21 protein-coding genes are annotated in these 23925 nt (G+C 67.3%); 13 read left to right on the forward strand and 8 right to left on the reverse strand.

What is annotated here, in order from left to right:
* Positions 1–4 precede the first annotated feature (4 nt).
* On the reverse strand, positions 5–502 hold the full coding sequence (locus AC0VX6_RS06205; protein ID WP_475467687.1) for an ATP-binding protein: 498 nt from the start codon (positions 500–502) through the stop codon (positions 5–7).
* A 212-nt stretch (positions 503–714) separates the two neighbouring features.
* On the opposite strand from AC0VX6_RS06205, the gene AC0VX6_RS06210 reads away from it, so the two are divergent.
* The 3 genes from AC0VX6_RS06210 to AC0VX6_RS06220 all read left to right on the forward strand — a co-directional run bounded on the left by AC0VX6_RS06210 (position 715) and on the right by AC0VX6_RS06220 (position 5315).
* Positions 715–1551 (forward strand): helix-turn-helix domain-containing protein, encoded by an 837-nt coding sequence (locus tag AC0VX6_RS06210; RefSeq protein ID WP_475467689.1) that lies wholly within the window; start codon positions 715–717, stop codon positions 1549–1551.
* Complete coding sequence (locus AC0VX6_RS06215) at positions 1532–1729, forward strand: DUF397 domain-containing protein (protein ID WP_475467691.1); 198 nt, start codon at positions 1532–1534, stop codon at positions 1727–1729. The genes AC0VX6_RS06210 and AC0VX6_RS06215 overlap by 20 nt, the downstream gene beginning before the upstream one ends.
* 154 nt (positions 1730–1883) lie before the next feature.
* Positions 1884–5315 (forward strand): type I restriction endonuclease subunit R, encoded by a 3432-nt coding sequence (locus AC0VX6_RS06220; protein WP_475467693.1) that lies wholly within the window; start codon positions 1884–1886, stop codon positions 5313–5315.
* A gap of 78 nt (positions 5316–5393) precedes the next feature.
* On the opposite strand, the gene AC0VX6_RS06225 is transcribed toward AC0VX6_RS06220, so the two are convergent.
* Complete coding sequence (locus AC0VX6_RS06225) at positions 5394–6119, reverse strand: M48 family metallopeptidase (RefSeq protein ID WP_475467695.1); 726 nt, start codon at positions 6117–6119, stop codon at positions 5394–5396.
* Positions 6120–6513: 394 nt separating this feature from the next.
* On the opposite strand from AC0VX6_RS06225, the gene AC0VX6_RS06230 reads away from it, so the two are divergent.
* From AC0VX6_RS06230 to AC0VX6_RS06260, 7 genes are all read left to right on the forward strand, one after another.
* Positions 6514–8487, forward strand: coding sequence for a pentapeptide repeat-containing protein (locus AC0VX6_RS06230; RefSeq protein WP_475467697.1), 1974 nt, complete (start codon positions 6514–6516; stop codon positions 8485–8487).
* An 80-nt stretch (positions 8488–8567) separates the two neighbouring features.
* A complete protein-coding gene (locus AC0VX6_RS06235; protein WP_475483712.1) occupies positions 8568–9845 on the forward strand; it encodes an ATP-binding protein in 1278 nt (425 codons plus the stop codon).
* Between the two features lie 11 nt (positions 9846–9856).
* Positions 9857–10774 carry a hypothetical protein gene (locus AC0VX6_RS06240; RefSeq protein WP_475467701.1) on the forward strand — a complete coding sequence of 306 codons (918 nt, stop codon included), beginning with the start codon at positions 9857–9859 and terminating at the stop codon, positions 10772–10774.
* Between the two features lie 756 nt (positions 10775–11530).
* The gene (locus AC0VX6_RS06245; RefSeq protein WP_475467702.1) at positions 11531–12163 is read left to right on the forward strand and encodes a biotin transporter BioY; all 633 of its coding nucleotides are present in this window, start codon (positions 11531–11533) and stop codon (positions 12161–12163) included.
* Positions 12163–12843 (forward strand): energy-coupling factor ABC transporter ATP-binding protein, encoded by a 681-nt coding sequence (locus AC0VX6_RS06250; RefSeq protein WP_274976578.1) that lies wholly within the window; start codon positions 12163–12165, stop codon positions 12841–12843. The genes AC0VX6_RS06245 and AC0VX6_RS06250 overlap by 1 nt, the downstream gene beginning before the upstream one ends.
* Entirely contained in the window at positions 12840–13454 is a 615-nt protein-coding gene (locus AC0VX6_RS06255) for an energy-coupling factor transporter transmembrane component T family protein (RefSeq protein WP_274976579.1), read from the forward strand. Before AC0VX6_RS06250 ends, AC0VX6_RS06255 begins: the two co-directional genes overlap by 4 nt.
* A 133-nt stretch (positions 13455–13587) precedes the next feature.
* Entirely contained in the window at positions 13588–14568 is a 981-nt protein-coding gene (locus AC0VX6_RS06260) for a serine hydrolase (protein ID WP_475467704.1), read from the forward strand.
* A gap of 80 nt (positions 14569–14648) precedes the next feature.
* On the opposite strand, the gene fabG is transcribed toward AC0VX6_RS06260, so the two are convergent.
* Positions 14649–15407, reverse strand: coding sequence for a 3-oxoacyl-ACP reductase FabG (gene fabG, locus AC0VX6_RS06265; RefSeq protein ID WP_274976581.1), 759 nt, complete (start codon positions 15405–15407; stop codon positions 14649–14651).
* A gap of 322 nt (positions 15408–15729) precedes the next feature.
* Here fabG and AC0VX6_RS06270 point away from each other — a divergent pair, with 322 nt between their 5' ends.
* Positions 15730–16227, forward strand: coding sequence for an ATP-binding protein (locus AC0VX6_RS06270; protein WP_475467706.1), 498 nt, complete (start codon positions 15730–15732; stop codon positions 16225–16227).
* Between the two features lie 248 nt (positions 16228–16475).
* Positions 16476–17324 (forward strand): helix-turn-helix domain-containing protein, encoded by an 849-nt coding sequence (locus AC0VX6_RS06275; protein WP_274978067.1) that lies wholly within the window; start codon positions 16476–16478, stop codon positions 17322–17324.
* A 233-nt stretch (positions 17325–17557) separates the two neighbouring features.
* On the opposite strand, the gene AC0VX6_RS06280 is transcribed toward AC0VX6_RS06275, so the two are convergent.
* The 5 genes from AC0VX6_RS06280 to AC0VX6_RS06300 form a co-directional block, all read right to left on the reverse strand.
* On the reverse strand, positions 17558–17791 hold the full coding sequence (locus AC0VX6_RS06280) for a DUF397 domain-containing protein (RefSeq protein WP_013151575.1): 234 nt from the start codon (positions 17789–17791) through the stop codon (positions 17558–17560).
* A gap of 410 nt (positions 17792–18201) precedes the next feature.
* Complete coding sequence (locus AC0VX6_RS06285; protein ID WP_475467707.1) at positions 18202–19287, reverse strand: metal ABC transporter substrate-binding protein; 1086 nt, start codon at positions 19285–19287, stop codon at positions 18202–18204.
* Positions 19288–19500: 213 nt separating this feature from the next.
* On the reverse strand, positions 19501–20172 hold the full coding sequence (locus tag AC0VX6_RS06290) for a potassium channel family protein (protein WP_274976583.1): 672 nt from the start codon (positions 20170–20172) through the stop codon (positions 19501–19503).
* 28 nt (positions 20173–20200) lie between these two features.
* Positions 20201–21652 (reverse strand): TrkH family potassium uptake protein, encoded by a 1452-nt coding sequence (locus AC0VX6_RS06295; protein ID WP_274976584.1) that lies wholly within the window; start codon positions 21650–21652, stop codon positions 20201–20203.
* Between the two features lie 239 nt (positions 21653–21891).
* A complete protein-coding gene (locus tag AC0VX6_RS06300) occupies positions 21892–22812 on the reverse strand; it encodes a cation diffusion facilitator family transporter (RefSeq protein ID WP_416024233.1) in 921 nt (306 codons plus the stop codon).
* 117 nt (positions 22813–22929) lie between these two features.
* Here AC0VX6_RS06300 and cmtR point away from each other — a divergent pair, with 117 nt between their 5' ends.
* A complete protein-coding gene (cmtR, locus tag AC0VX6_RS06305; RefSeq protein WP_274976586.1) occupies positions 22930–23259 on the forward strand; it encodes a Cd(II)/Pb(II)-sensing metalloregulatory transcriptional regulator CmtR in 330 nt (109 codons plus the stop codon).
* Positions 23260–23925 lie beyond the last annotated feature (666 nt).

Raw genomic sequence — 23925 nt, forward strand, 5'->3', positions numbered from 1 at the left:
GTGCTCACTGTCCCTTCCGGGAAAGGGGAACCACCGGGGCCAGCAGCTCGGGTGCGTGCCATCGCAGCTCGAAGAACATCCCAGGTCCGCGCAGGGATTGGAAGCTCCCCCACCGAGAAGCGAGGGCGTTCACCAGGAGCAGGCCGCGTCCGCCTTCGGCGTGGGTGTCAGGGACGACGGCGCGCAGGGACGGAACGCGCCTGTAGGCGTCGAGCACCTCCACGCGCAGCCACCTGTAGAAGAAGAACGAGCGGATGTAGAAGTCGCCGCGTCCCACGCTGTTGACCGTGGCGTGTCGGACGTTGTTGGTCGCCAACTCCGAGAGCAGAAGCAGGGTGTTCTCGGCGGTCTCCTCGGGGGCGCCGGAGAAGACCAGCTTGCGCGCCAGCCAGTCGCGGGCCTCCTTCACGCTCTCGGGGCGTCCGACGAACCGGAAGGAGCAGCGCCGCAGCGGCAGGCGCTGTCGCGGTTCGGGGGCGTTAGGGACGATACGGTTGGACATGGGTCCTCACCTGTCTGACTCAGGTCGTGGGCCAAGGCCCTGGTTCGGTGTTCGCGCACCGTCCAGGGCCGCTTGTGTGAGTACCGGATCGCGTCTCGGCCTCACTTGGCCACAGTGACACGTTGGACACTGAAAAGTCCTGCGTCGCCATGAGAAGTAGCTGTTTGTGGAAAAGTGCAGTACGCCGTGTACTTGTGTGGTCAACTGTGGTCATGCCTACTGGTCGGAAGACGGTCGCGAAAGCGGCATTGGTGCAGTTTGGTAACGAGCTTCGGCGTCTGCGGGGAGCAGCGGACCTGTCTCAGCGGGAGCTGGCCAGGGCGACGCTGGTCTCCTACCAGATGCTGGGTGCGATGGAGCGGGCGGAGCGTGCGCCGCGCAAGACCTTCGCGGAGAAGGCGGATGAGGTTCTTGGCGCGCGTGGTGCTCTCTTGCGTCTTTGGCCTAATGAGCAGGAGGGGTACCCGCGTGGGTTCAAGGAGTATGCGGAGCTGGAACGGGAGGCCAGGGTCATCCACGACTTTCAGACACAGGTCGTGCCTGGGTTCTTCCAGACTCGGGAGTACGCACGGGCGGTCCTGAGCGCAGGCTGGCCTCCAGCCGAGGAAGAGGAGGTTGAACGCTTGCTCGACACCCGTGTCGCCCGCCAGCAGATGTTGGAGCGGGAGCAGCCGCCGCTGATGTGGTCAGTGCTTGATGAGAGTGTCCTTCGGCGTCCCGTGGGCACCAAGGATGTGATGATCGCTCAGCTTGAGTATCTGGCTGAGCTGGCGGCAAGGCCGCGTATCCGTCTTCAGGTGCTGCCCTTCGCCAAGGGGGTGCACGCGGCGATGGACGGCTCTCTGACTGTTCTGGATATGAGTGGTGGTGAGCACTGGGCTTATGCCGAGATCCCTGGCAGTGGTCGTGTAACCGCTGACGCTGACGAGGTGGAACAATACACGTTGCGCTTCGGGGTGCTGCGTTCGATGTCCCTCTCGCCAGACGAGTCCGTTGACTTCATCTCCCGCTACAAGGAGGCACACAGCCATGGAATCGACCCCTTCTAACTGGCACAAGTCCAGCTACAGCGGCAACCAGGGAGGCCACTGTGTAGAGGTCGCGGACACCCCCGCCCACGTCCACGTCCGTGACACCCAGAACCGTCCCCTCGGGCACCTCACCTTCCCCTCCTCCGACTGGAGCGCCCTCCTCTCCTCCCTGCGCGAGGGTCACGGGGCCGAGTAGGCCCGGCGAGTTCCCGTCCGCGCTGGCCGGTTCCGGCCGCTGGACAACGGCCTTCGGGAGCGCCGAAAACGCCGGGTTTTGACGTTGGCGGGTGGCAGAATCTGGGCAACAAGGACATGCCGCCCGCCACCCCCTGACGCCGCGAAAGGTGCCCATGCGCGCTTCCGAGGGCCGTTCTCCCCACGCCTCTCCCCACGCCCCCGGCTCCCCCGCCTCGCACACGGCAGGTTCTGCCAGCCCCACCGGCCCGGAGTGGGAGCTCACCGAGAAACCCCTCATCGACCAGCTCACCGCCATGGGCTGGACCCTGGCGGAGGACACCGGGCGCTCCTCCCCCCGGGAGACCGTCCTGGAACCGTGCCTGCGCGCCGCCCTGCGCCGGATCAACCCGGACGACGACGGCCGCGAGTGGCTCGACGAGGCCCGCCTGTCCCAGGCGGTCAGCGCCCTCACCCGCCCCCAGGCGCGCACCCTGGTCGAGATCAACGAGGAGCTCACCGCCCTCCTGCTCACCGGCACCCAGGTCGACGGGGTCGAGGGCTGGCACGGCGGACGCCGCCAGACCGTCCGCTTCATCGACTTCGACGACGTAGACAACAACGACTTCCGCGTCGTCCGGCAGTTCACGGTGGACGGACCCGGTCCCACGGGCAAGGACCGGATCATCCCCGACCTGGTCCTGTTCGTCAACGGCATCCCCCTGGTGGTCGTCGAGGCCAAGGGCCCCGACGCCAACGCCCCCATGGCCGGGGCGATCGACCAGCTGCGCCGCTACGCCAACCAGCGCGCCGGGGTCAGGGCCGCCGAGGGCAACGAACGCCTCTTCCACACCAACCAGTTCGTCGTGGCCGCCTGCGGCACCAACGCCCGCGCCGCCGGGTTCACCGCCGGACCCGAGCACTACGCGGAGTGGAAGACCACCGAGCCCCACAGTCGCGAGCGGGTCGCCGCCGAGGCCGGGCTCACCGGCCCCGAAGCGTTGAACGGCCAGCACGTCCTCGTCGCGGGGATGCTGCGCCCCGCTGTCCTGCTGGACCTGGTCCGGCACTTCACTCTGTTCATGGACACCGGCACCAGCAGGGTCAAGGTGGTGGCCCGCTATCAGCAGTACCGAGCGGTGCACCGCTCGGTCCAGCGCATGCTCACCAAGCCCACCCGCCTCCAGGACGGGGAGTTCGACCGCCGGGGCGGCATCGTCTGGCACACCCAGGGCTCCGGCAAGAGCCTCACCATGGTGTTCCTGGTGCGGGTCATGCGCTCGCAGTCGAAGCTGACCGGGTTCAAGATCGTCGTCGTCACCGACCGCACCCAGCTCCAGGACCAGCTGGCCAGGACCATGGCGCTCACCGGGGAGAGCAGCGAGGTCATCCCGAGAGTGGAGGAGCTCGCACCGACCCTCGCCGTTCCCGGCAAGGGCCTGTACTTCGCGATGATCCACAAGTACCAGGCGGGGAAGCTCGGCGAGTCCGGCAGCGGCGCGGCCGACACCGACACCGACGCGGACGACCCGACCGACACCGACGAGCCGGAGACGGAGGCCGGGGGCGGGAGGAAGGAGATCGTCCCCCAGCTGGACGTCATCGACGACTCCGCCGACATCCTCATCCTGGTGGACGAGGCGCACCGCTCCCAGACCTCGCAGCTGCACGCCAACCTCATGGGCGCTCTGCCCAACGCGGTCAGGGTGGGCTTCACCGGCACGCCCATCATCATGGGCGACAAGGAGCGCTTCACCAGCAAGGTCTTCGGCGAGTTCATCGACTCCTACACCATCAGGCAGTCCGAGGCCGACGGCGCCACCGTGCCCATCCTCTACGAGGGGCGCACGGCCGGGGCCCACGTGCGCGACGGCAACGACCTGGACGAGCTGTTCGTGAGCATGATCGACGCCACCCCCGAACAGCTGGAGGAGCTCAAGAGGCGCTACGCCACCAAGAACAACGTTCTCGAAGCCGAGGGGATGATCGCCGAGAAGGCCGCGAGCATGCTGCGGCACTACGTCGACGTCATCCTGCCCAACGGCTTCAAGGCCCAGGTCGTGGCCGTCTCGCGCAAGGCCGCCGTCCGCTACCGGGCCGCCCTGCTCCGGGCCCGCGACGAGCTCGTCGCCGAGATCGACGCCCTGCCCGCCGGGCTGCGCACCCCCGAGGCCGCCGAGGAGGCGGAGAGCGGCAGGGTCCACGACGCCGCCACCGCCCGGCTCGTCCGCGCCCTGCGCTACCGCGACCTCATCGCCCGGCTCGACACGGCCGCCGTGATCTCCGGCAGCCACAACGACAACAAGGACTGGAAGGAGTGGACCAGGACGTGGACCAACGAGACCGGGCACCGCAACCACGTCCGTGAGTTCAAGAGGCCGCTGCCCCCGGTGGGTCCGGGCCCCGACCCGGCCAGGACCAGCACCCTGGCCTTCCTCGTGGTCAACTCCATGCTGCTGACCGGGTTCGACGCACCCAACGAACAGATCCTCTACCTGGACCGGCACATCAAGGAGGCCGAGCTCCTCCAGGCCATCGCCAGGGTCAACCGCACCGCCAACGGCAAGCGGGTCGGCTACGTCATCGACTACTACGGGGTCGCCGAGCACCTCAAGACCGCGCTGGCCGCCTACGCCGCCGAGGACGTCGAGGGCGCCCTGAGCAGCGTGCGCGACGAGGTGCCGCTGCTGCGCGAGCGGCACGAGCGCGCCCGGCGGGTCTTCACCATCCGCGGGCTGGACCGCTTCGACACCGACGAAGGCAGGGAGGCGTGCGTCCAGGTACTGGAGGACGAGCGCGTCCGGCGGGAGTTCTCCAACGCCCTCAAGGAGTTCAACCGGAGCCTGGAGACGGTGCTGCCGCGCCCCGAGGCGCGCGAGTTCGTCCCCGACGCCAAGGCCTTCGGCGCCATCGCCGAGATCGCCCGCGGCCGCTACCGGGAGGCCGACGGCTTCGACCCCACCCTGTACGGGGGCAAGGTCCGCGACCTCATCGACCGGTACGTCCGCGTGCACGACATCCGCACGAAGATCCCGCCCACGGCCATCACCGCGGCCGACTTCGAGGCCAAGGTCGAGGCGCTGTCCTCCGACCGGGCCAAGGCCTCGGAGATGGAGCACGCGCTGCGCCACCACATCAGCGAGAACCTGGACAGCGACCCCGAGCGCTACGGCAAGCTCTCCGAACGGCTCGACGAGATCCTGGCCAGCCTCGACGGCAACTGGAAGGACCTCGCCGAGACACTGCGGGACTTCGCCTCCGACGTGGCCGCCGACCGGCAGGCGGACGACAGCGGACTCGACCCGCACACCCAGGCCCCGTTCTACGACCTGCTCGCGGCGGCGGTGCGCGACGGTGACGACTCCTCCCTGGAGGAGGGGCTGCGGCGGCTGCTGCGCCAGCTCACCGTGGAGGTCACCGACCTCATGCACCGCGAGGTCGCCCTGGCGAGCTACGGCCCCATCGGCGCGGGCAAGCTGCGCAAGAAGGTGGTGCGCGTGCTCATCGGCTGCCACCTGGGCGGGATCGAGCTCTTCGACGAGGACACGGCCGACCACCTGGCGTCCCGCCTGGTCGCCACCGCCGAGAAGCGCCGCGGGCGGCCGTGACCGGATGACGGCGGCCGCACGACGGCGGCCCCGGACCGGGAGCCGCCCACCGGGCGGTCCCCGGTCAGCCCGGTCCGGTCAGCCCAGCCACACCTGCCCGCCCAGGAACGCGAGCCGCTCCCGGCGGCGTTCGTGGTCGGGCACGGCGGTACGCACCAGGTCCCAGAACCCGGGGGAGTGGTCCCGCACCGCCACGTGGGCGAGTTCGTGTGCCAGGACGTAGTCGACGACGGGGGGCGGCAGCTGCATGATCGCCCAGTGCAGGTTCAGTCTGCCGCCCGCACCGAGCGAGCCCCAGCGGTGGCCGAGGTCGCGCACGTGTACTCCGGCCGGGTGCAGCGCCATCCGTGCCCGCCAGGGACGCAACCGGGACGGCAGCCACAGCTTCGCCCGTTCCCGGTACCAGGCGGCCATGGCCGCCGCCGGGTCCGGGCCGTACGCCACGGCCGGGTGCATGCGGATGCGGCCGCCGTTGAAGTGGACGCGCTCGACCTCGTCGGTGACCTTGAGGCGATAGCGCCGCCCCAGGTAGTCGAACCCCTCGCCGGACACGAACTCGCGCGGCGGCTGGCGGGAGAGCAGCACGTCCTTGTCGGCGAGCTTGTCGCGCACCCAGCCGCGCTTGCGCCGCGCCCAGCTCTCGACCCGCTCCCACGCGATGCCCTCGGGGACGTGCAGCAGCAGCGTTCCGTCGCGGTCCACGGTGATGCCCACGGTCCTGCGCCGCGACGACGGGCGGACCCGGAAGGTCAGTTCGTCGAGGACGAGCTGGTCGGGGACTCGGGTGGTCGGGGTCGCGGGCACGCCCACCAGGCTAGACCCTTCCGTCGACGTCCCCGGGGCTTCCGTGGCAGAACAGGTAACCAACGTGAAGCCTCTGGTTCAGCGGGCGATCTTGTGGAAGAGAACCTTCCTACCAGGGGATTGACTTATTTGCGAGATTATTCCATGATGTCTGCTTTCGAAGTCATCGCGAAGTTTGCCCGCCTTTTTGAGGTGCTCATCGTTGAGAGAACCTCGGTGAGAAGCTTTCCGACACAGATGCCTGCTCGGCATAGGAGACGAGCGTTGGAAAGATTATTCAGCGGATGATGGGGTGTTTCACGGATCCTGCTTGTGTGGGGCGTGTTTCTGTGAAGGCAAGGTGCTTCGCGAAAAAGTCTGATAAATCCCGCTCCTCTCGTCTAGGATGAGCGGCATGACTAGCATCTGGTCTCGGAGCTGGTTCCTTCCTTCTGTGGGGCTGGTACTCCTCGTCCTGGTTACCCTGATCTTGATCACCCTCGTGGATTGGAGCCCAACTCAGCGTCTCATCGAGTGGATACCCCAGAAAGGGATCCTTCTAAATTTCTCCCTGGTGATTTTTCTGGTGGCCGCGTTAGCCATTGTGGCTTTCGGGGCTTATTTTCGCCTGAGGCGCAAGCCCATGTGGCTTGGTTGGCTTATTCTGATTTCGCTTCTCTTGGTCATTTTTGCCGTCCTGGCGATATTTGCCGTGTCTCTCATTTTGCTGGGACTTCCGGTTCTGGAGGAACCTGAGAAGATAACGCCGAGATCAGTCGATGCGATCATGACCCGTGCAGTGGCTATCGTTGCAGGGATGGGCGGAGTCGCGCTGATGGTCATTGCCTATAGAAAGCAGCGCGTCAACGAAGACGAGTCTGAGCGTGAAAACGTCAGACTGTTCACGGAACGGTTCACGACGGCCGCTTCTCAGTTGGGTGACCCAGAGCCTGCGGTCAGCCTCGCTGGTGTCCATGCGCTGACACTTCTGGCAGATGAGTCGCCTGCGAAGCGCGAAGAACTAGTTCAGATGATCATCGACGTTTTGTGCTCCTACTTGCGGATACCTTATTCGGCGCGTGTTGACGAAGCCGGAAGAAAACCAGAGGACTCTGCAACTTCCGGGTCGGATGTTGGCGCAAGCGCAAGCGCAAGCGCAAGGGCGAGACGGGAGATCGCCAGAACCATTATCCGGCTTATGGGTGATCGCCTTCGTGAAAACACCAGATGGCAGGGTAGGGACTTTGATTTATCGGGCATCGTATTCCAGGAAGGGAACCTGGAGCAGGCTGTTTTCTCGGGCGGAAGAGTGTCTTTCAGGGATGCCGTGTTCGAGGGTAAGGTGTCTTTCCGAAGCTCGGTCTTCTCGAATGCATTTGTCGACTTCAGAGGGGCCAGCTTTTCGGGGGGTGCGATCGACTTCGATCAAGTCCGGATCACAGGAGGGGTGGTTTCCTTCTCGGGGGTTGATATATCCTCCGGAAGAGTCTCCTTCCGAAACACTGAATTCGTGGGTGGCGCCGTTGACTTCAGCAACAGTGAATTGACCAAGGGTGTGCTTGATTTCCGTGAGGCGAAGTTCCTGGGTGGAGGACTGAACTTCAGTAGAAGCCACCTGACGGGCATCGAACTCAACTTCTCCGGGTGTGCTTTCGATGAAGGGATGATCGATTTCGGGTCGACAGAGCTCACCAAGGCGCCGGTTAACTGCCGGAAGTCGACTTTCGCGGGAGGAGGAATATCCTTCCGCGAGGCCAAGGTCGAGGAGGGGCGTTTCTCCTTCGGGAAAACGATTGTCCGATCGGGTGAGATCGACCTGAGTAATATTCAGGCCAGAAAAACTTCTGTTGACTTCGATGGAGCTCGACTCGAGTCGGGGAAGGTTTCCCTTTCCAACGCCAGGATCACGGGCCACAGCGGGGTCAACTTCATTCGGGCCGAAATTCTGGGCGGCGATGTCCTGCTCTATGGCCTGGAAGCGGTCGAATCCAACTTCGTCTTTAGCAATGCCCTTTTGGGGGAAGGCCTGGTTGATCTGTCTTTGATTAACCTGGTTAACGGAACCATCTCCTTTGAAGAGGCTGAGTTCAGCGGAGCTTGCGTTGTCTTGTCGATGCTGAAATCAGGGAGCGAGAACATAAAATTTCCGAGTGCCGTGTTTGGCGGTGGGCTCGTGGCTCTTTCTTCTGGTGAGTCACGGGAAAACGGGAGGGATGTCCGGTACGTGCTCTTCTTTGACGGGAAGGTGTTCGGGTACTCTGGCGCCTCCGAAAAGAACAGGGTTTCTGATTTTTTCTTTATGCTGGACCCCGCAGAGAGCGGAGAGAGGTCAGATACAGGGAGGCCCCGTGTCCTCTTCCCGTCCTGGTGTGCTCGTCTCCTGGGGTGAGAACTTTCTTCCGGAGACCTTCCCGACTTGCTCTCGGTCGGCCATGCTGTTTTTGTGTATTTGATATAACCGGAGGAACTGTGAAGGTCTTACTGTACGACACTGCGCTCCGAGAGCACAACACTCATCAACTGGCCAGGTATATTACGCTAGCCATGGGGCGAGTTTTCTCCATCGTGAGGCTGCTGCTCGTCTTTCTCGCGATTGTGGCCGCCTGGTGGGCTTCTGGTTTCACATGGTGGATCTTGGTTTTCCTCGTCCCCATGGTGGGAACCTCTCTCAACGTGCTCCACTCCCAGGAGGCATTCCTTGCGGTTCTAGTTAAATCGAAGAATCGTTTGATCAGATATGTTTCAACGAGAATGGAAGACTCGAGTTGGAAGGCGGGAGTGAGCATACCGGGTCTTTTGGAGACCGTCGGTCCGGTTCTCGTGGTTGTCGCCATATCGTTCTCCGATGTGCTGTTCACGGGGGATCCTGGTCTTTTCAATATTACTCTCGCCCTCATGGTGGTGTACGCCACCAGCAGCCTTGCCCAGGTTCTCTTCGATTCCTCGCTGTATGGGAGCTTTTCGAACGCCGCCTCCATTGCCTGGATCAGGTTCATGCGTGCTTCTGTTCCGGTGGCCGCTGTCCTCCTGTACTCTTTCGTGCTGGCGATTTCGCCCTACGAAGCGAACATCGTATCCTACGCGTGCTGCTTGGTATTTCTTCTCGAATATCCTTTCCTGGTCATGTACGAGAGGTTCCTGAAGTCGGCGAGCCTTGCTCGGCGTCCAGCGCTCAAAAGAGAGAGGATCTTTGCTGCGATGCAGGTGCATGCTTCGGTGAGCAATCCACTTCACTTTGTCGAGATGGCCGCCCGTGTCAGCGGCGCGGAGGAGATGAATCTGCACTTGTCCGGTCTCAGGGACGAGTTGTCCAACTGTATCAAGGAGTTGGAATCAGGAATGAGGGAGGTGCGCCTGATGGGAATGGTGGAGAATCTGCGGGCGTGGATGTCCCCGGAGGCACGGAACTGCCTGAACGTACGGGCGGGAAGTGAAGGTATGAAGTTCCATGAGATGGACGCTGTGATCGCGAGGTCCGTTCTGTTCGACCTCTGTACCAATGCCATGAAGTCGAGGGGAGGAGGAGAATGGCCCAACGTGGTGGTTTCTGGAGCGAAGGAAGAAAATCGGATCAGCTTGACTGTTGAAGATGACGGCCCTGGTTTTTCAGAAAATCAGATGGGCACTTCCATGCGCCGACTCAAGAGAGTACTTGGAGAGTGCGGTGGAGATCTCGTGCTGCCGAGCCTCGAAGCCGCAGGAGAAGTCAAAGTTGTCGAAGCCTACTGGGCAAGCTCTCGGGTGTAGGAAGTGAACGCATGGACGTGATGGTCGTCGACGACATGGTCTTTCCTGTTCAGAAGACCCTTGACGCTTTTTTGCAGCGAAGGCGGAATGAATTTCGCTTCATTCCGGTCATGCATCCGAAGGGAATAGAGAGGGCGCTTGAGGAGAATCCGGGGGTCAAGGCGGTCCTACTCGACATGGACTTCAGCATCCGGAAGCGGAAGGACGATGATCCTCCAAATTGCAGCGGTTTGACGGCCCTGGATTTCCTGTCAGACAAAGACCGGCCTCCGGTGATAGGTTTTTCCAAGCCCGAAGGTTCCAAGCCCCTTTTCAGATACGCTTCCTGCCAGCTCGTCAGGCGTCCTCCCGTAGAATGGGTTCCTAAGGATCCGAACCAGTATCCCAGGCTCTTCCAGGTGCTGGACACGATCAACAGAGGGGAGGAAATCGGGGAAGTGGAGTCCTTGAAGGGATGCTATGCCGACGGCAGCGCGTCCGGAGTCTTCATGGGAGAGATCTTGGAGAAGCGATTCGACACCGCCATGTGGCGTGGTCTTGCTTCGGCGGGTTCGGACTACGAGGAGCTAGCCACGATGGCGGCGATCAATACGAGGAGTGCGATCAGGCGTGTGGAGTACTACTACCATTCTCTAGTCCGCTTTGAAGCCGCCACGGCAGATGTGGGGGAGAACATCGTGGATGCTTCAGAGATGGAGGGGCACTGGAATCCCGAGGAGAAAATGAAGTCCGATGTCGAGGCCTTCGCTGTGCGGAACGCGTCGTTCTTTACCGCGGGAGACCTGGAAGAAATGGTCCGGAAAAGGGACGACAGGGTTTCGTCAAGCGAGAGGGGAAGATTGTGGCAGCGAGAGCAGGAACCGTCGAGTTCGCCAGAGAAAAAGCGAAAAGATGGTCGCTACTCCTTGCGGCGGTGGTTTTTCTTCTAGGCTTCCCTGTCATGTTGGCCTTTTATGCCCTCATGCCATCGGATCCGCTCCTTCCAGGTCTGTTTGCCTTTCGGAGTGCTGTGTTCGGGGACAGCGTCTTCCTTCCTTTGATGGCTGGTTCGCTTGCCTATGCTGCTCTTATTCTTCCCCCCAGGGGTGGTGAGAGGGGAGCAGCTGCTCTAGCGGCCGTCCTCGGGTGCCTAGCCGGAGCGGCCATACAGGTTCAATGGCTCATGGACGACGCCCCCGAACTCAACTGGACTTTCCCGGAGCCACATGTCTTCAACACGGCGGGAATCTATCACGCTTGCTATTTTTCCTTCGTCTTCGGGATCACTTCGCTTCTGGTTTCTCTGCTCGTTTTGAGGCTGAGAGGGATATCTGGTCGGATGCCCCGTGGTGGACGTTTGGCTGTCCTCCTCGCATGCGCCTCCCTGGTTGCCTTCTTCCTCGTGTGGTGGTTCGAGTAGTCCTCTCTTCTGCTCCAGTACCGTGTGCGGACGCCGGATTCGCGATGCCTTTGCCTGTGCGCCGGAGGTCGGATCCACGGCCTCCGGCGCACGGCGTCCTGATCGGAAAAAGCATGGATAACCCTCGTATCCGGATCCGCCGGGCACCTCCGCGTGACCTGCGTCTCAGGCGACCCCCTACAACCCCGGGGCCCGCAGAACTGTGCGCCCCGACCTTCGTCCTGGTCGCCGCCATAACCGACAATGGGCAGAGATCCGCCTCCACGACCTCCCAGGGGAACCGCCCATGCCCACGACCAGGACCAACGTCCGCCACAAGGGTCTGACCGCCCGCGACCTCGCGCTCATCGCCGTGTTCGCCGGGCTCATCGCCGCCCTCAGCGTCACGGTCGCCATCCCGCTGCCGTTCTCGCCGGTGCCCATCACCCTCCAGACCCTGGGCATCATGCTCGCCCCCAGCCTCCTGGGCTGGAAGCGCGGCCCCCTCGCCGTGGCGGCCTTCATCGTGCTCGGCCTGGCCGGACTCCCGCTCTTCGCGGGCGGCATGGGCGGCGTCGGGGTCCTGGCCCGGCCCTCGGCCGGGTTCATCGTCAGCTGGGTCCTCGCCGCGCTGGTCATCGGCCTGCTCACCGACCTCATGGTCCGCGGCACCCGGGGGCGCTACCGGTTCTGGGCGGGCCTGGGGATCAACGTCGTCGGCGGCATCCTCGTCATCTACGCCGTCGGCGTCCCCTGGATGGCCGTCGTCATGGGCGACGGGGTCCTGGCCGCCGCCTACTCCATGGTGGCCTTCCTGCCGGGCGACCTGGTCAAGGCCGTGGTCACCGCGCTCATCGCCAGCGCCGTCTACCGCGCCTACCCGATCCCGCCCGCGGGCCGCCCCGTCCTGGAGACCGCCACCGCCCGCGGGGAATCCTGATGCTGCGCCTGGAGGGCGTCTCCCACTCCTACGACGACCGCGCCGTGCTGCGCGACGTCACCCTCGACCTCGCCGAACACCGCATCGGCGTGATCGGGGCGAACGGATCGGGCAAGTCCACGCTCGCCCGCACCCTCAACGGCCTCGTCGTCCCCGACGAGGGCCGTGTCACGCTGGGGGAGTGGGACACCCGTCGCCACGCCAAGCGGATCCGGCGCCGGGTCGGCTTCGTCTTCTCCGACGCCGCCAACCAGATCATCATGCCCACCGTGGCCGAGGACGTGGAGATCGGCCTGCGCTCCCTGAAGCTGGGCCGCGAGGAGACCGCCCGCCGGGTGGAATCGGCCCTGGTCCGCTACGGCCTCGACGGCCACCGCGACCACCCCGGCCACCTGCTCTCGGGAGGGCAGAAGCAGCTCCTGGCCCTGGCCTCGGTACTGGTCACCGAGCCCGAGGTGCTGGTCTGCGACGAGCCCACCACCCTGCTCGACCTGCGCAACACCCGCACGGTGCACCGGACCCTGGACGGTCTGGAGCAGCAGGTCGTCCTGTTCACCCACGACCTCGACCTGCTCGACGGCTTCGACCGGGTGCTGGTCATGGACGCGGGGCGGGTGGTCTTCGACGGCGTTCCCGGCGACGCCGTGCGCCACTACACCAAACTCATGGACGAGCGGTGAGCACGGTCGGCCTCTACGTCCCCGGCACCGGGTTCCTGTACCGGATCCCGGCCGGGGCCAAGCTCCTCGCGCTGCTGCTGGCCGGTGTCGGCCTCGTCGTCTGGGCGGACCCCCGGGTCGCCGTCGGCGCCCTGGCCGCCGCGCTCGCGCTGTACCCGCTGGCCGGTCTCCCGCTGGGGCGGGCCTGGTCCGCACTGCGCGCGCTGTCGCCGTTCCTGCTGGCCATCGGCCTGTTCCAGGTCCTGTTCGCGGACTGGCAGACGGCCCTGCGCCTGTGCGCGCAGCTGGCCGCGCTCGTCCTGTTCGCCAACCTCGTCACGCTCACCACCCGCGTGCGCGCGATGCTCGACCTCTTCGAGCGCATGGCCCGCCCGCTCAGGCACGTCGGCGCCAACCCCGACCGGATCGCCCTCGTCCTGGCGCTCACCGTCCGCTCCATCCCGATGGCCGCCTCCGCCTGGCAGGCCGCACGCGAGGCCTACCGCGCGCGGGGGCTGTCCGGCCGTCCCCACCTGCTCGTGGTCCCGGTCATCGTCCAGCTCCTGCGGATGGCCGACGCGACGGGGGAGGCCCTGGTGGCCCGCGGTATCGACGAGGACACCCGCGGCTGAGGATTCGCCCGCCGGGACGGACGAAAAGAGGGAACCGGGTACCGATTCGGTATCGAGATGTTCGTATTCGCGACATTTCACTGGATAATGTCGGTAACCCAGCCCATCCGCGTGTCAGCGAACCGGTGATACCGTGCCCCGGCATTCCCCCGCCGACACCCGAGCCCGGTCCGTCGCCGTCGTGGCGGCCGTCCTCGCGGTGATCCTGGCCTTCACCCTGCCCGGCGCCACCTCGGCCTCAGGGGCCGCGCCGCCCCGCCCGGACCCCGCGCTGTTCCGCTCCCTGGTCTCCGAGGACGCGTTCCCCCTGGTGCCCTTCGCGCCCGTCGGCGCGCCCGCCACCGGAGGGCAGGGGCTCACCCCCGCCCAGCGCGAGGAACTCACCGCGCGCGTCGGGGCGATCGGGGAGGAGCACCCGGCCGACTTCGCGGTCGCCGTGCAGGACCTGCGCACCGGGGCCACCTTCAGCCACGGCGCCAACCGGCGGTTCCCCACCGCGAGCGTGGCCAAGCTGACCATCCTCACCATGCTGCTGCTGCGTGCCGAGGAGGAGGGCCGCGACCTCACCGGGGCCGAGCGCTCGCAGGTCTCGGCCATGATCCGCCACAGCGACAACGAGGTCACCGACGGCCTGTACTCGCGGATCGGGTTCACCGACGGCTTCGTCGAGGGCACCGAGACCCTGGGTTTCACCAACACCGTCCCCCACCCCGGCGGCAGGTGGGGCGCCACCATGACCACCGCCGCCGACCAGGTGCGGCTGCTGCGGGCCCTGTACTGCGACGGGAGCCCGCTGGCGGAGGAGGACCGGGCCTACGCGCGCGGGCTGATGGAGTCCGTCGCCGCCGAGCAGTCCTGGGGGGTCTCGGCCAGCGCCGGCCCCGACGACACCGTCGGCCTCAAGAACGGGTGGACCCCGCGCGAGGCCAACGGCGGCCTGTGGAACGTCAACAGCGTCGGCTACGTGGCCGGACCCGGCCGCGAGTACCTGATCGCGGTCCTGACCGACGGCAGCCCCGACTACACCAGCGGCGTCGCCCTGGTGGAGGAACTGGCGACCACGGTCACGGCGGCGATGGAGGAGGCCCGCGCCGCCGGGGACCCGGACGGGTGACCGTCCCGGCCCCCGGCCCGCGCACACGCGCGCCCCGCCCGGAGGGTTCCGGACGGGGCGCACGGGGGTCGCGCGGCCGACTAGTCAAGCGGCCCGCCGGCGACGTAGAGGACCTGGCCCGACACGAACCCGGCCTCCTCGCCGGTGAGGAAGGCGACGGCGTTGGCGATGTCCTCGGGCACGCCCACCCGGCGCACCGGGATCTCGGCCTCCTTGAAGGCCTTCATGTCCTCGTACTCGACGCCGATGCGCTCCGCGGTCGCCCTGGTCATGGCGGTCTCGATGAAGCCGGGCGCGACCGCGTTGCAGGTCACGCCGAACTTGCCCAGCTCGATCGCCAGGGTCTTGGTGAACCCCTGGAGCCCGGCCTTGGCCGCCGAGTAGTTGGCCTGGCCCCGGTTGCCCAGCGCGGAGGAGCTGGACAGGTTGACGATCCGGCCCCAGCCGCCCGAGGTCATGTGGGCCTGGGCGGCCCTGCTCATCAGGAACGAGCCCCGCAGGTGCACGTTCATCACGGTGTCCCAGTCCTCCACGGACATCTTGAACAGCAGGTTGTCGCGCAGGACGCCCGCGTTGTTCACCAGGATCGCGGGCGGCCCCAGGCGCTCGGCCACGGTGTCGACGGCGGCGGTCACCTGGTCTGGGTCGGACACGTCGCAGCCCACGGCCAGGGCGGTGCCGCCCGCGGCGGTGACGCGGTCGACGACCTCCTGGGCGTCGGACTCCCTCAGGTCCAGCACGGCGACGGAGCGGCCCTCGCGCGCCAGGCGCTCAGCGACTGCGGCACCGATCCCACGGGCCGCACCGGTCACGACGGCCACACGGGGCGTTGGTGACATGGGATTACCTCCAAGAGTTCGCGTGGTGGGCGCGAGGAGATCCTATCCACATGCCAACCGGTCGGTAGGTGGACGGGGTGTGTCCGGGGCCGGACCGCCCGCGGGCGGGCGGATTCGCGACTACCCGCTTCACGGGTCGGCCGAAGTCGTCTCCGCGTTTGCCTGCACAACGTCGGGGCTTGGCCTACGATTGCCTGCAAGACGAAGATGCACGTGCATTCGAGTCGTGCAGCGGCACGCGCCCGACCTGCACGCCGACACGGCCCGCCCCGGCCGTGTCACCGACGCCCACACAGCGGTGCGTCAGGGAGGAGTGGAAGGCATGGAGTGCGCTGAGGCGGTGGCCGACCCGGCCGGTGGCTGGTGGCTCAGGGTCCTGACGCACGGTTCCCGCCGCTGGAACACCCCCGTCTGCGGGGACCGGCACGACGCCGTCACGTGGAGCTTCGAGCCGCGCCCCCACTCGGTGGGGGCAGCGCGCGAGATTTCCGAGGCGCTTCTCCACGAATGGGAGATGCACTACTTGTCCAGCGATGTCGCGGTGGTCGTTTCGGAATTGGTCACCAATGCGCTCCGGCACGGCGGCCCTCTGCCCTTGACAGGGCAGAGCGAGGGCGGTATTCAGCTCTCGCTCATGCGCAGCGGCAGTGAATTCATCTGTGCGGTTCGTGACGGTGGAGACCGGCTGCCGGAGAGAAGGGAAACCGATCTCGACCTGGAGGGCGGTCGGGGGCTTGCCTTGGTGAGTGCTTTCGCGCGAGAGTGGGGTGTGATTCCCACGCAGCCCGGTGGAAAGTTCGTTTGGGCGCAATTCGTGTGAGTCCCGGGGTTCCCGCCGGGGGCCGCGCCGGATCACTCCCGGCGGCGGGGCCCTCCCCGGAGGTGCCGGGGATCCGCCAGCGAGGCGAAGGCACCACTGCTCTATCGTTCTATCGTGTACCTGTAGTGTCTTGTCCGCACGGCAAAGGTGTCCCTTCGCACGGATACCCTTGTGCGAGGAATGAGGGAGAGGCGGCGAACGTGGATATCGCTCGATTGCGCCAGGGGAGCGGCCCCACTGTGCGCCGCATGCTGATCGGGCACGAGCTGCGCCAGCTTCGCGAAGCGCGTGGTATCAGCCGAGAGGATGCCGGGAACAAGATTCGGGCATCGGCGTCGAAGATCAGCCGTATGGAACTCGGCCGGGTCGGTTTCAAGCTGCGCGATATCGAGGACCTCCTCAAGATGTACGGGGTCTCCGACCGCAAGAGGATCAGGGAAATCCTCGAAGTCGCGCGCGAATCCAACAAGCCCGGTTGGTGGAAGGAGTACGGGGAGTCACTGCACAAGTGGTTCATCCGCTACGTCGGCTTCGAGGAGGCCGCCGACCACATCCGCATCTACGAGTCCCAGTTCGTTCCGGGGCTGCTCCAGACCGAGGAGTACGCGCGGGCGGTCATCTCCGGCGGCGTGGAGACCGACGAGGTCACCGAGCAGCGCGTCGACGCCAGACTCAAGAGACAGCGGCGCCTGCGCACCGACACGAGCATGCGCATGTGGGTGATCCTCGACGAGGCGGCGGTCCGCAGACCCATCGGCGGTCCGGAGGCCGGGCGCGAGATCATGCGCGGCCAGCTGGAGTGGCTCATCCAGCTCAGCAAGGAGTACGACAACATCACGCTCCAGATCGTCCCCTTCGCGGTGGGCGCGCACGCGGCCGAGGCGGGGTCGTTCACGCTCCTGCGCTACTCGGAGTTCGAGCTCGCGGACATGGTCTACCTGGAGCAGCTCACCGACGGCGAGATCATCGACCGCAGGCCGGTGGTGGAGGCCTACACCAAGGCCATGACCCGGCTCAGCGTCGCCGCGGCCACGCCGGACGAGACGCTGGAACTGCTGGAGCAGATGTTGGAGGACCTGGACAAGGAAACCGGCTGACCAGCGGCGTGGGACGGGAGGAGGGGACCCCGAACACGCTCCCAGGGATACGAGAGGCTCGCCGAGGCGGGCCTTTCCGGGTTTCGGGGCACGTGCGCGCACACGGACGGCCCCGCGGTCGCGGAGCGGCCGGGGCACGGCGATCGGGGCGGTGCCCGAGGAAGGGGTCACCGCCGAGCGGTAACCCCTCCTGTGTGCGTCGGGGCAGAACGCGTCCGACGGGACGAGAGGCCCTAGCTGAGCAGGTTGTCGAAGTCCCCGTCCTTGGCGCCCAGGATGAGGCAGTCGATCTCCTCCTGGGTGTAGACCAGCGCCGGTCCGGACGGGAACCGCGAATTGCGTACGGCGATGGAGCCGTCGCCGAGGCGGGCCATCTCGACGCAGGCACCCTGCGAGTTGCTGCGCCGGGCCTTCTGCCAGGCCGCCTCGGTGAGCTGGGTCGCGGGGATGCCGTTGTGTGCGGTCATGCTGCTCCTTTTTTCGTCGAGGGGAACGTCCGTGCTAATGCACCGCCACATGCACGTGCATCAGCACCGACACGTTCACAAGCATAGCGTGACCCCCGCCACCTGTCCGGAGGTTTGGTGGTATGTAAGCGCCATGTAACCCATGGCCTGCCCGTGTGTTGCGCCCACGTGTCCCGGGGGTGTTTCGGCCGGGAGGCAAAGGCGGTTAGGACACGCGGCTCCCCCTGACAGGGGGAACAGGGGATCGAGAACACGCGGTCGTTCCGGGCCGTGGGGGCGCGGGTGCGCGGGAGGCGCGGACCCCCGCCCGGCGGGAGGGCGGCACGGGAAGGGAGCGGACACGCGTCGGCCCCGTCGGCCGGGGCGGGGGCCCGGGCCGACGGGGCCGGTGCGGTGGGACGGGGCGGGGATCAGGAGCAGGACAGCGCGGTGGTCAGCGCCTCCAGGTTGCCCCGCATGATCGACGGGTAGTCGTCGCCGGGGGAGTCCTCGGTGACGCCCTCCAGCGGGTCGAGCACCTCCACCTGGGCGCCGGTCTCGGCGGCGATGGTCTCGGCGGTCGCCGCGGGCATCAGCGGCTCGGTGAAGATCGTCTCGATGCCGCGCTCGTTGACGACGTCGGTGATGGCCGCGATCTGCGAGGGGGAGGGCTCGGTCTCGGGGTCCACCCCGCTGACCCCGATCTGCTCCAGGCCGTAGGCCTCGGTCAGGTAGGTGAAGGCGGTGTGCCCCACGACCACCTCGTCGTGCTCGCAGGAGGACAGCCCCTCCTCGTACTCCTGGCCGATCGCCTCCAGTTCGGCGGTCACGGCCTCCACGCCCTGGGCGTAGCCGTCGGCGCCCTCGGGGTTGACCTCGGCCATCCGGTCGCCGAGCGCCTGGGCGGTCTGGGCCATCAGGTCCACGTCCAGCCAGAAGTGGGGGTCGTACTCGCCGTGGTCGTGCCCCTCCTCGGCGGCGGTCTCCTCCTCGGCGGCGGCCTCCTCCTCCGCGTGCGCCTCGTCCTCGGCGTGGTCGTGGCCCTCCTCGCCGTGGCCGTGCTCCTCCTCGCCGTGGCCGTGCCCCTCTTCGGCGTGCCCGTCGCCTTCGGCGTGGTCGTGGCCGCCCTCTCCCGCCGGGTGCAGCTCCACGACGTCGGCGACGTTGAACGCGCTCTCGGCGGCCTCCTGCGTGATCGCCTCGTCCACGGCGGGCTGGAGGCCCTCCACGTAGAAGGCGATGTCGGACTCGCTGACCTCGGCGACCTGCCGGCCCGTCAGCTCCAGGTCGTGGGGCTCGGTGCCGGGCTCGGTGAGCTGGACGACCGCCACCCGGTCGCCGCCGATCTGTTCGGCCAGCCACTCCAGGGGGTAGACGCCGGTGACCACGGTCAGGTCCGCGTCGGCGGGTGAGACACCCGAGTCGTCCGCCCCCTCACCGCCGCTTCCGCAGGCGGTGATCGTCAGAAGTGTCGCGGCGCCGAGGGCGGCGGCCCGCACGGTTGTCCCAGTTCGCATGGGTCAATTGTCGGAAGAATGAAAACGGTTGTCAATTTGTCTGTTCGGAACGGACCGCTCACGCACCCCCGGAACCGCCGTCCGCGGGCACGGGGAGCGGGCGGCCGGACGCGGAACCCGGGGCGCCGCGCGGCGCCCCGGAGTCCTTCCCGCCGGACCGGTCTCCACCGCGCCCCGACGGTCGCGGCCGCCCGCCGCCGTGCGGCCCGCGGCTCAGGTGGACTCGGAGAAGCGCTCCACGTCGTCGGTGCGCCCCGCGACCACGATCACGTCGCCCTTGTTCAGCACCGTCTCCTGGGTGGCGTAGGTGAACTCCTCACCCATCCGCTTCACCGACACCACCGTGATCCCGTAGTGCTGGCGCACCCGGGTCTCGCGCAGCGTCTTGCCGATGAGCTCCTTGGGCGCCTTGGTCTTGCCCAGCGAGAAGCCCTCCTCCAGCTCCACGTAGTCGAGCATCCTGCCCGACAGCAGGTGCGCCACCCGCTCACCCATGTCGTGCTCGGGCAGCACCACGTGGGTGGCCCCGACCTGTTCCAGGATGCGGCCGTGGCGGCGGCTCGTCGCCTTCGCCCAGATGTTGGACACCCCCATGTCCACCAGCAGGGAGGTGGCCAGGATGCTCTCCTCCAGGTGGGTGCCGATGGCCACCACCGCGCTGCGGAACTGGCCCGCGCCCACCTGGCGCAGCGCCTCCTCGTCGGTGGCGTCGGCGATCACCGTGTGCGTGAGCGCGTCGGCGAAGGACTGCACCAGCCGCGGGCTGGAGTCCACGCCCAGCACCTCCCACCCCCGGCTGACCAGCTCCAGGCCGAGCGAACTGCCGAACCGGCCCAGGCCGATGACCAGGACCCGCTTGTCGGTGAGTCTCCTGTGCTGCTGCACGGTGTCCCTTCCTTCCCTCGGAGTGCTCTCAGCCGATGATCGGCCGCGCCTCGGCGAGATCGTAGCGCCGGCGGTGGTCGCGGAAGGCCAGCGCCGTCACGAAGGTGATGGGGCCGATCCGGCCCGCCACCATCAGCAGGGCCAGCAGGAACTGGGCCCACGGCGCCAGTTCCGCGGTGATGCCCGTGGACAGGCCGACCACGCCGACGGCCGAGACCACCTCGAACATCACCGGGAGCAGTTCGAACGGGGTGGTGCGCACCAGCAGGACGGTGGTGAAGGCCACGACCGTCGCGGACAGGAACACCAGGCTCAGCGACTGCCGGATCACCTCGGGCGACAGCTGGCGTCCGTAGACGTGCACCTTGTCGTTGCCGCGGACCTCTGCCGCCACCACCAGGAAGATCACCGCCAGGGTGGCCACCTTGATGCCCCCGGCCGTTCCGGCGCTGCCGTTGCCGACGAACATCAGCATGATCGTCACCAGCAGCGTGGCGTCCTCCATCTCCCCGGTGTCCACGGAGTTGAGGCCGCCGCTGCGCGGCATCACGCCGTGGAAGAAGCCGTCGACCAGCCGGGACCACCAGTGCATCTGCCCGAGGGTCTGGGGGTTGTGCCACTCCATCAGGGTGACCAGCAGGGCCCCGCCCACGAAGAGGATCGAGGTGGTGGTGACGGTGAGCTTGGTGTGCAGGCTCCACAGGCGCGGGGTGCGCAGTTCGCGCCGCAGTTCCAGCAGGACGGGGAAGCCGATGCCGCCCAGGATCACCGCCAGGGCGATCGGCACCAGGATGAACGCGTCGCCGGAGAACCGCATCATGCTGTCCCCGTACAGGGAGAGCCCGGCGTTGTTGAAGGCCGAGACCGAGTGGAAGAAGCCCGAGTAGGCGGCCTCCCCGAGCGTCATGTCGTAGCCCAGCCACAACCTCGGGGTGATCAGCAGGAACGTCAGTCCCTGACAGATGAGGAAGATCAGGGCCACCCGGCTGACCAGGCCGCGTACGTCTCCCACCCACATGCTCCGGGTCTCGGTCTGCACGGTCAGCTGCATGCGCAGTCCGAACCGGCGGATCATCGCGGTGCCCAGCAGGGAGGCCAGGGTCATGATGCCCATGCCGCCCACCTGCATGAGCGCCAGGACCACCCCCTGGCCGAAGGTGTTGAGGTCGTTGCCGATGCTGACCACGCTCAGCCCGCACACCGAGAGCGCCGAGGTCGCGGTGAAGAAGGCCTCGACGAAGCCCAGGCCCCTGTCGTCGGGCGTGGTCAGCGGGGTCATCAGCAGCGCCGTGCCCATCAGGTCCACGACCACGTAGGCCATGAGGAACACGCGCGCGGGCTGGCGCCACGTGCTGGCCTCGCGGGTGGTGCTCAGTTCCCGGCGCAGTTTGTACGACAGCCTCGCCGCCCTGAGCGGCAGGAGCGAGCCGCGCAGCCTGAGCAGGGAGCGCAGCCCCGCTCTCAGCCGGTTCTCGCTCATCGCTGACCGCGGGTCGGGAAGGGTGCCACGGTGTCTCCTTAGACGTTCCTGGGCGCGGGGAAGTGTGCCGGAGGGTTGCGATCGTGGCACGCCGACGGCCCGTCCAGCATCGTAACCGCGCGGAGGGTGTGCCGGTGGCGCCCGCGGCGGTCCCCACCAGCGGGGACGCGGCCCTGGGAACGGGCCAGCGGCGGCGCCCCGGCGCGGCCGGCCCGGCCCGGCCGGGGCGCCGCACCAGGTCAGGCGTGGCGGGCGCCCTCGTGGTCGGCGTGGCCGGGCGGCTCCAGCTGCAGTGTGGAGTGCTCGACGTCGAAGTGACCGGTCAGGCACTCGTGGAGTTCGTCCAGCATGCGGCCGCTGTCGCGCAGGTGCTCCTCGGCGACCACCACGTGCGCCGACATCACGGGCACCCCGGAGGTGATGGTCCAGGCGTGCAGGTCGTGGACGTCCAGGACGGCGGGGTGTCCGAGCAGGTGGTCGCGGACCTCGCTCAGGTCCATGCCCTGCGGTGTGGCCTCCAGGAGGATGTGCACGGCCTCGCGCAGGAGGGACCACGCGCGGGGCACGATGATCGCCGCGATGCCCAGTGAGACGAGGGTGTCCACCCGGTCCCACCCGGTCAGCCAGACGACGACGCCGCCCGCGATCACCCCGACCGAGGCCAGGGCGTCGCTCAGGACCTCCAGGTAGGCGCCCTTGACGTTGAGGCTCGCGCGGGCGCCCGAGCGCAGGACGAGCAGCGCGCCGATGTTCATGACCAGGCCGAAGGCGGCCACGGCGATCATGCCCGGCCCGGACACGTCGGCGGGCGCGCGGAGCCGTTCGACCGCCTCCACCACGATGAACCCGCACAGGACGAACAGCACCAGCGCGTTGACGGCGGCGGCGAGGATCTCCGCGCGCTGGTAGCCGAAGGTGCGCCTGCTGGTGGCGGGCCGGGCGGCGATCCACACGGCCACCAGGGCCAGGGCCACGCCGAAGGAGTCGGTGACGGTGTGCCCGGCGTCGGCGAGCAGGGCCAGGCTGTCGCTGAGCGCGGCGCCGACCACCTGGACCACGGCGACGGCGAGCATCATCCCCAGGACCACCGCCAGCCGTCTGCTGTTGGCGGCCCCGGCGGTGACGCCGTGCCCGTGCCCGTGGTCGTGTCCCAGGCCCATCAGCCCTCCCGTTCCGACGTCCTCTCCCGGGGCCGCCGTCCGCGGCGCCCATGGTTCAGCCTCCACTGTTTATACAGCCTGTGCTGTCTATACAGCAAGCTGTGTACAATGGTTTTCATGTTGACCTCCGAGCAGCGCCTGTCCGCCATCCAGCGGCTCGGCCGCGCCCTGTCCGACCCCACCCGCTGCCGCCTCCTGCTGGCGCTCCTCGACGGTCCCCACTACCCCGCCCAACTCGCCGACCAACTGGGGCTCACTCGCCAGAACGTCTCCAACCACCTCGCCTGCCTGCGCGACTGCGGCCTGGTGAGCACCTCCGCGCGCGGGCGCCAGGTCAGCTACGCGCTCGTGGACGACTCCCTGGCCCACGCCCTGGAGGACCTCCTGCGCGTGGTGTGGGGGACCGCGCAGCCGCACGAGGCTCCCGGCGAGCCCCGGTCCGCCTGAGCGCCGCCGCGGGGGTGTTCGGCGGCGGTCGGTCCGGTGCGCGTGCGCCCCGGGCGCACGACTCCCCGCCGCCGCAGGTCCGGGTGTCCGGCTTCCCGCCGCGCCCGTCCCGTCACCCCCGGTGTCCCCGTGTTCCGCGTGTCCGGGGCCGTTTTCCGGTTGGCCGGAAGTTGCCACCGTGATGTCCGTTACAGGGCGCGCCCTTCTCGCGGGCGCGGGAAGCCGCATTTCATCCCATCCGGCTCCGACTTACGGATGAGGACACCTACTTTGGTCAGAAACCGACCCTGCCAGAAGGCTGACGCATCCCTGAGACTTCCCTGAATCGCGCGGGGGGAGCCCCAAGTCCCGATATAACGCGACGTATGGTGAGTAGTGCGCCCGGCAGGTGCACGAGGCCCGGGAGAGGCGGCAGACACGGCCGCCCCGCACCCGGCAGCCGGACACCGGCACCCCTGTCACCACACCTTCGATCCCGGTCCCAGAACCGGCGGACGACCGTGTGCTGCCCCGGCGCGTACACGCGCTCGACGACCCACACATCACGGCCCGCCCCGTGTCCGCAGTGAACTAGGAGCGAGAACCTCTCATGTCCAGATCGGCCGCAAGGGCCCGCGCCGCGGGTCTCCCCCGGACGGGGACCGCTGCCACCAGCGTGGAAGGGAC

Source organism: Nocardiopsis sp. iso_25 (assembly GCF_056173305.1).

Coding starts and splice junctions, on each gene's coding strand:
- AC0VX6_RS06240 (WP_475467701.1), top strand. CDS start 9,857: ATGGACGTGATGGTCGTCGACGACATGGTCTTTCCTGTTCAGAAGACC.
- AC0VX6_RS06205 (WP_475467687.1), bottom strand. CDS start 502: ATGTCCAACCGTATCGTCCCTAACGCCCCCGAACCGCGACAGCGCCTG.
- cmtR (WP_274976586.1), top strand. CDS start 22,930: ATGTTGACCTCCGAGCAGCGCCTGTCCGCCATCCAGCGGCTCGGCCGC.
- AC0VX6_RS06210 (WP_475467689.1), top strand. CDS start 715: ATGCCTACTGGTCGGAAGACGGTCGCGAAAGCGGCATTGGTGCAGTTT.
- fabG (WP_274976581.1), bottom strand. CDS start 15,407: ATGTCACCAACGCCCCGTGTGGCCGTCGTGACCGGTGCGGCCCGTGGG.
- AC0VX6_RS06300 (WP_416024233.1), bottom strand. CDS start 22,812: ATGGGCCTGGGACACGACCACGGGCACGGGCACGGCGTCACCGCCGGG.
- AC0VX6_RS06245 (WP_475467702.1), top strand. CDS start 11,531: ATGCCCACGACCAGGACCAACGTCCGCCACAAGGGTCTGACCGCCCGC.
- AC0VX6_RS06295 (WP_274976584.1), bottom strand. CDS start 21,652: ATGAGCGAGAACCGGCTGAGAGCGGGGCTGCGCTCCCTGCTCAGGCTG.
- AC0VX6_RS06215 (WP_475467691.1), top strand. CDS start 1,532: ATGGAATCGACCCCTTCTAACTGGCACAAGTCCAGCTACAGCGGCAAC.
- AC0VX6_RS06280 (WP_013151575.1), bottom strand. CDS start 17,791: ATGACCGCACACAACGGCATCCCCGCGACCCAGCTCACCGAGGCGGCC.
- AC0VX6_RS06250 (WP_274976578.1), top strand. CDS start 12,163: ATGCTGCGCCTGGAGGGCGTCTCCCACTCCTACGACGACCGCGCCGTG.
- AC0VX6_RS06230 (WP_475467697.1), top strand. CDS start 6,514: ATGACTAGCATCTGGTCTCGGAGCTGGTTCCTTCCTTCTGTGGGGCTG.
- AC0VX6_RS06275 (WP_274978067.1), top strand. CDS start 16,476: ATGCTGATCGGGCACGAGCTGCGCCAGCTTCGCGAAGCGCGTGGTATC.
- AC0VX6_RS06285 (WP_475467707.1), bottom strand. CDS start 19,287: ATGCGAACTGGGACAACCGTGCGGGCCGCCGCCCTCGGCGCCGCGACA.
- AC0VX6_RS06270 (WP_475467706.1), top strand. CDS start 15,730: ATGGAGTGCGCTGAGGCGGTGGCCGACCCGGCCGGTGGCTGGTGGCTC.
- AC0VX6_RS06220 (WP_475467693.1), top strand. CDS start 1,884: ATGCGCGCTTCCGAGGGCCGTTCTCCCCACGCCTCTCCCCACGCCCCC.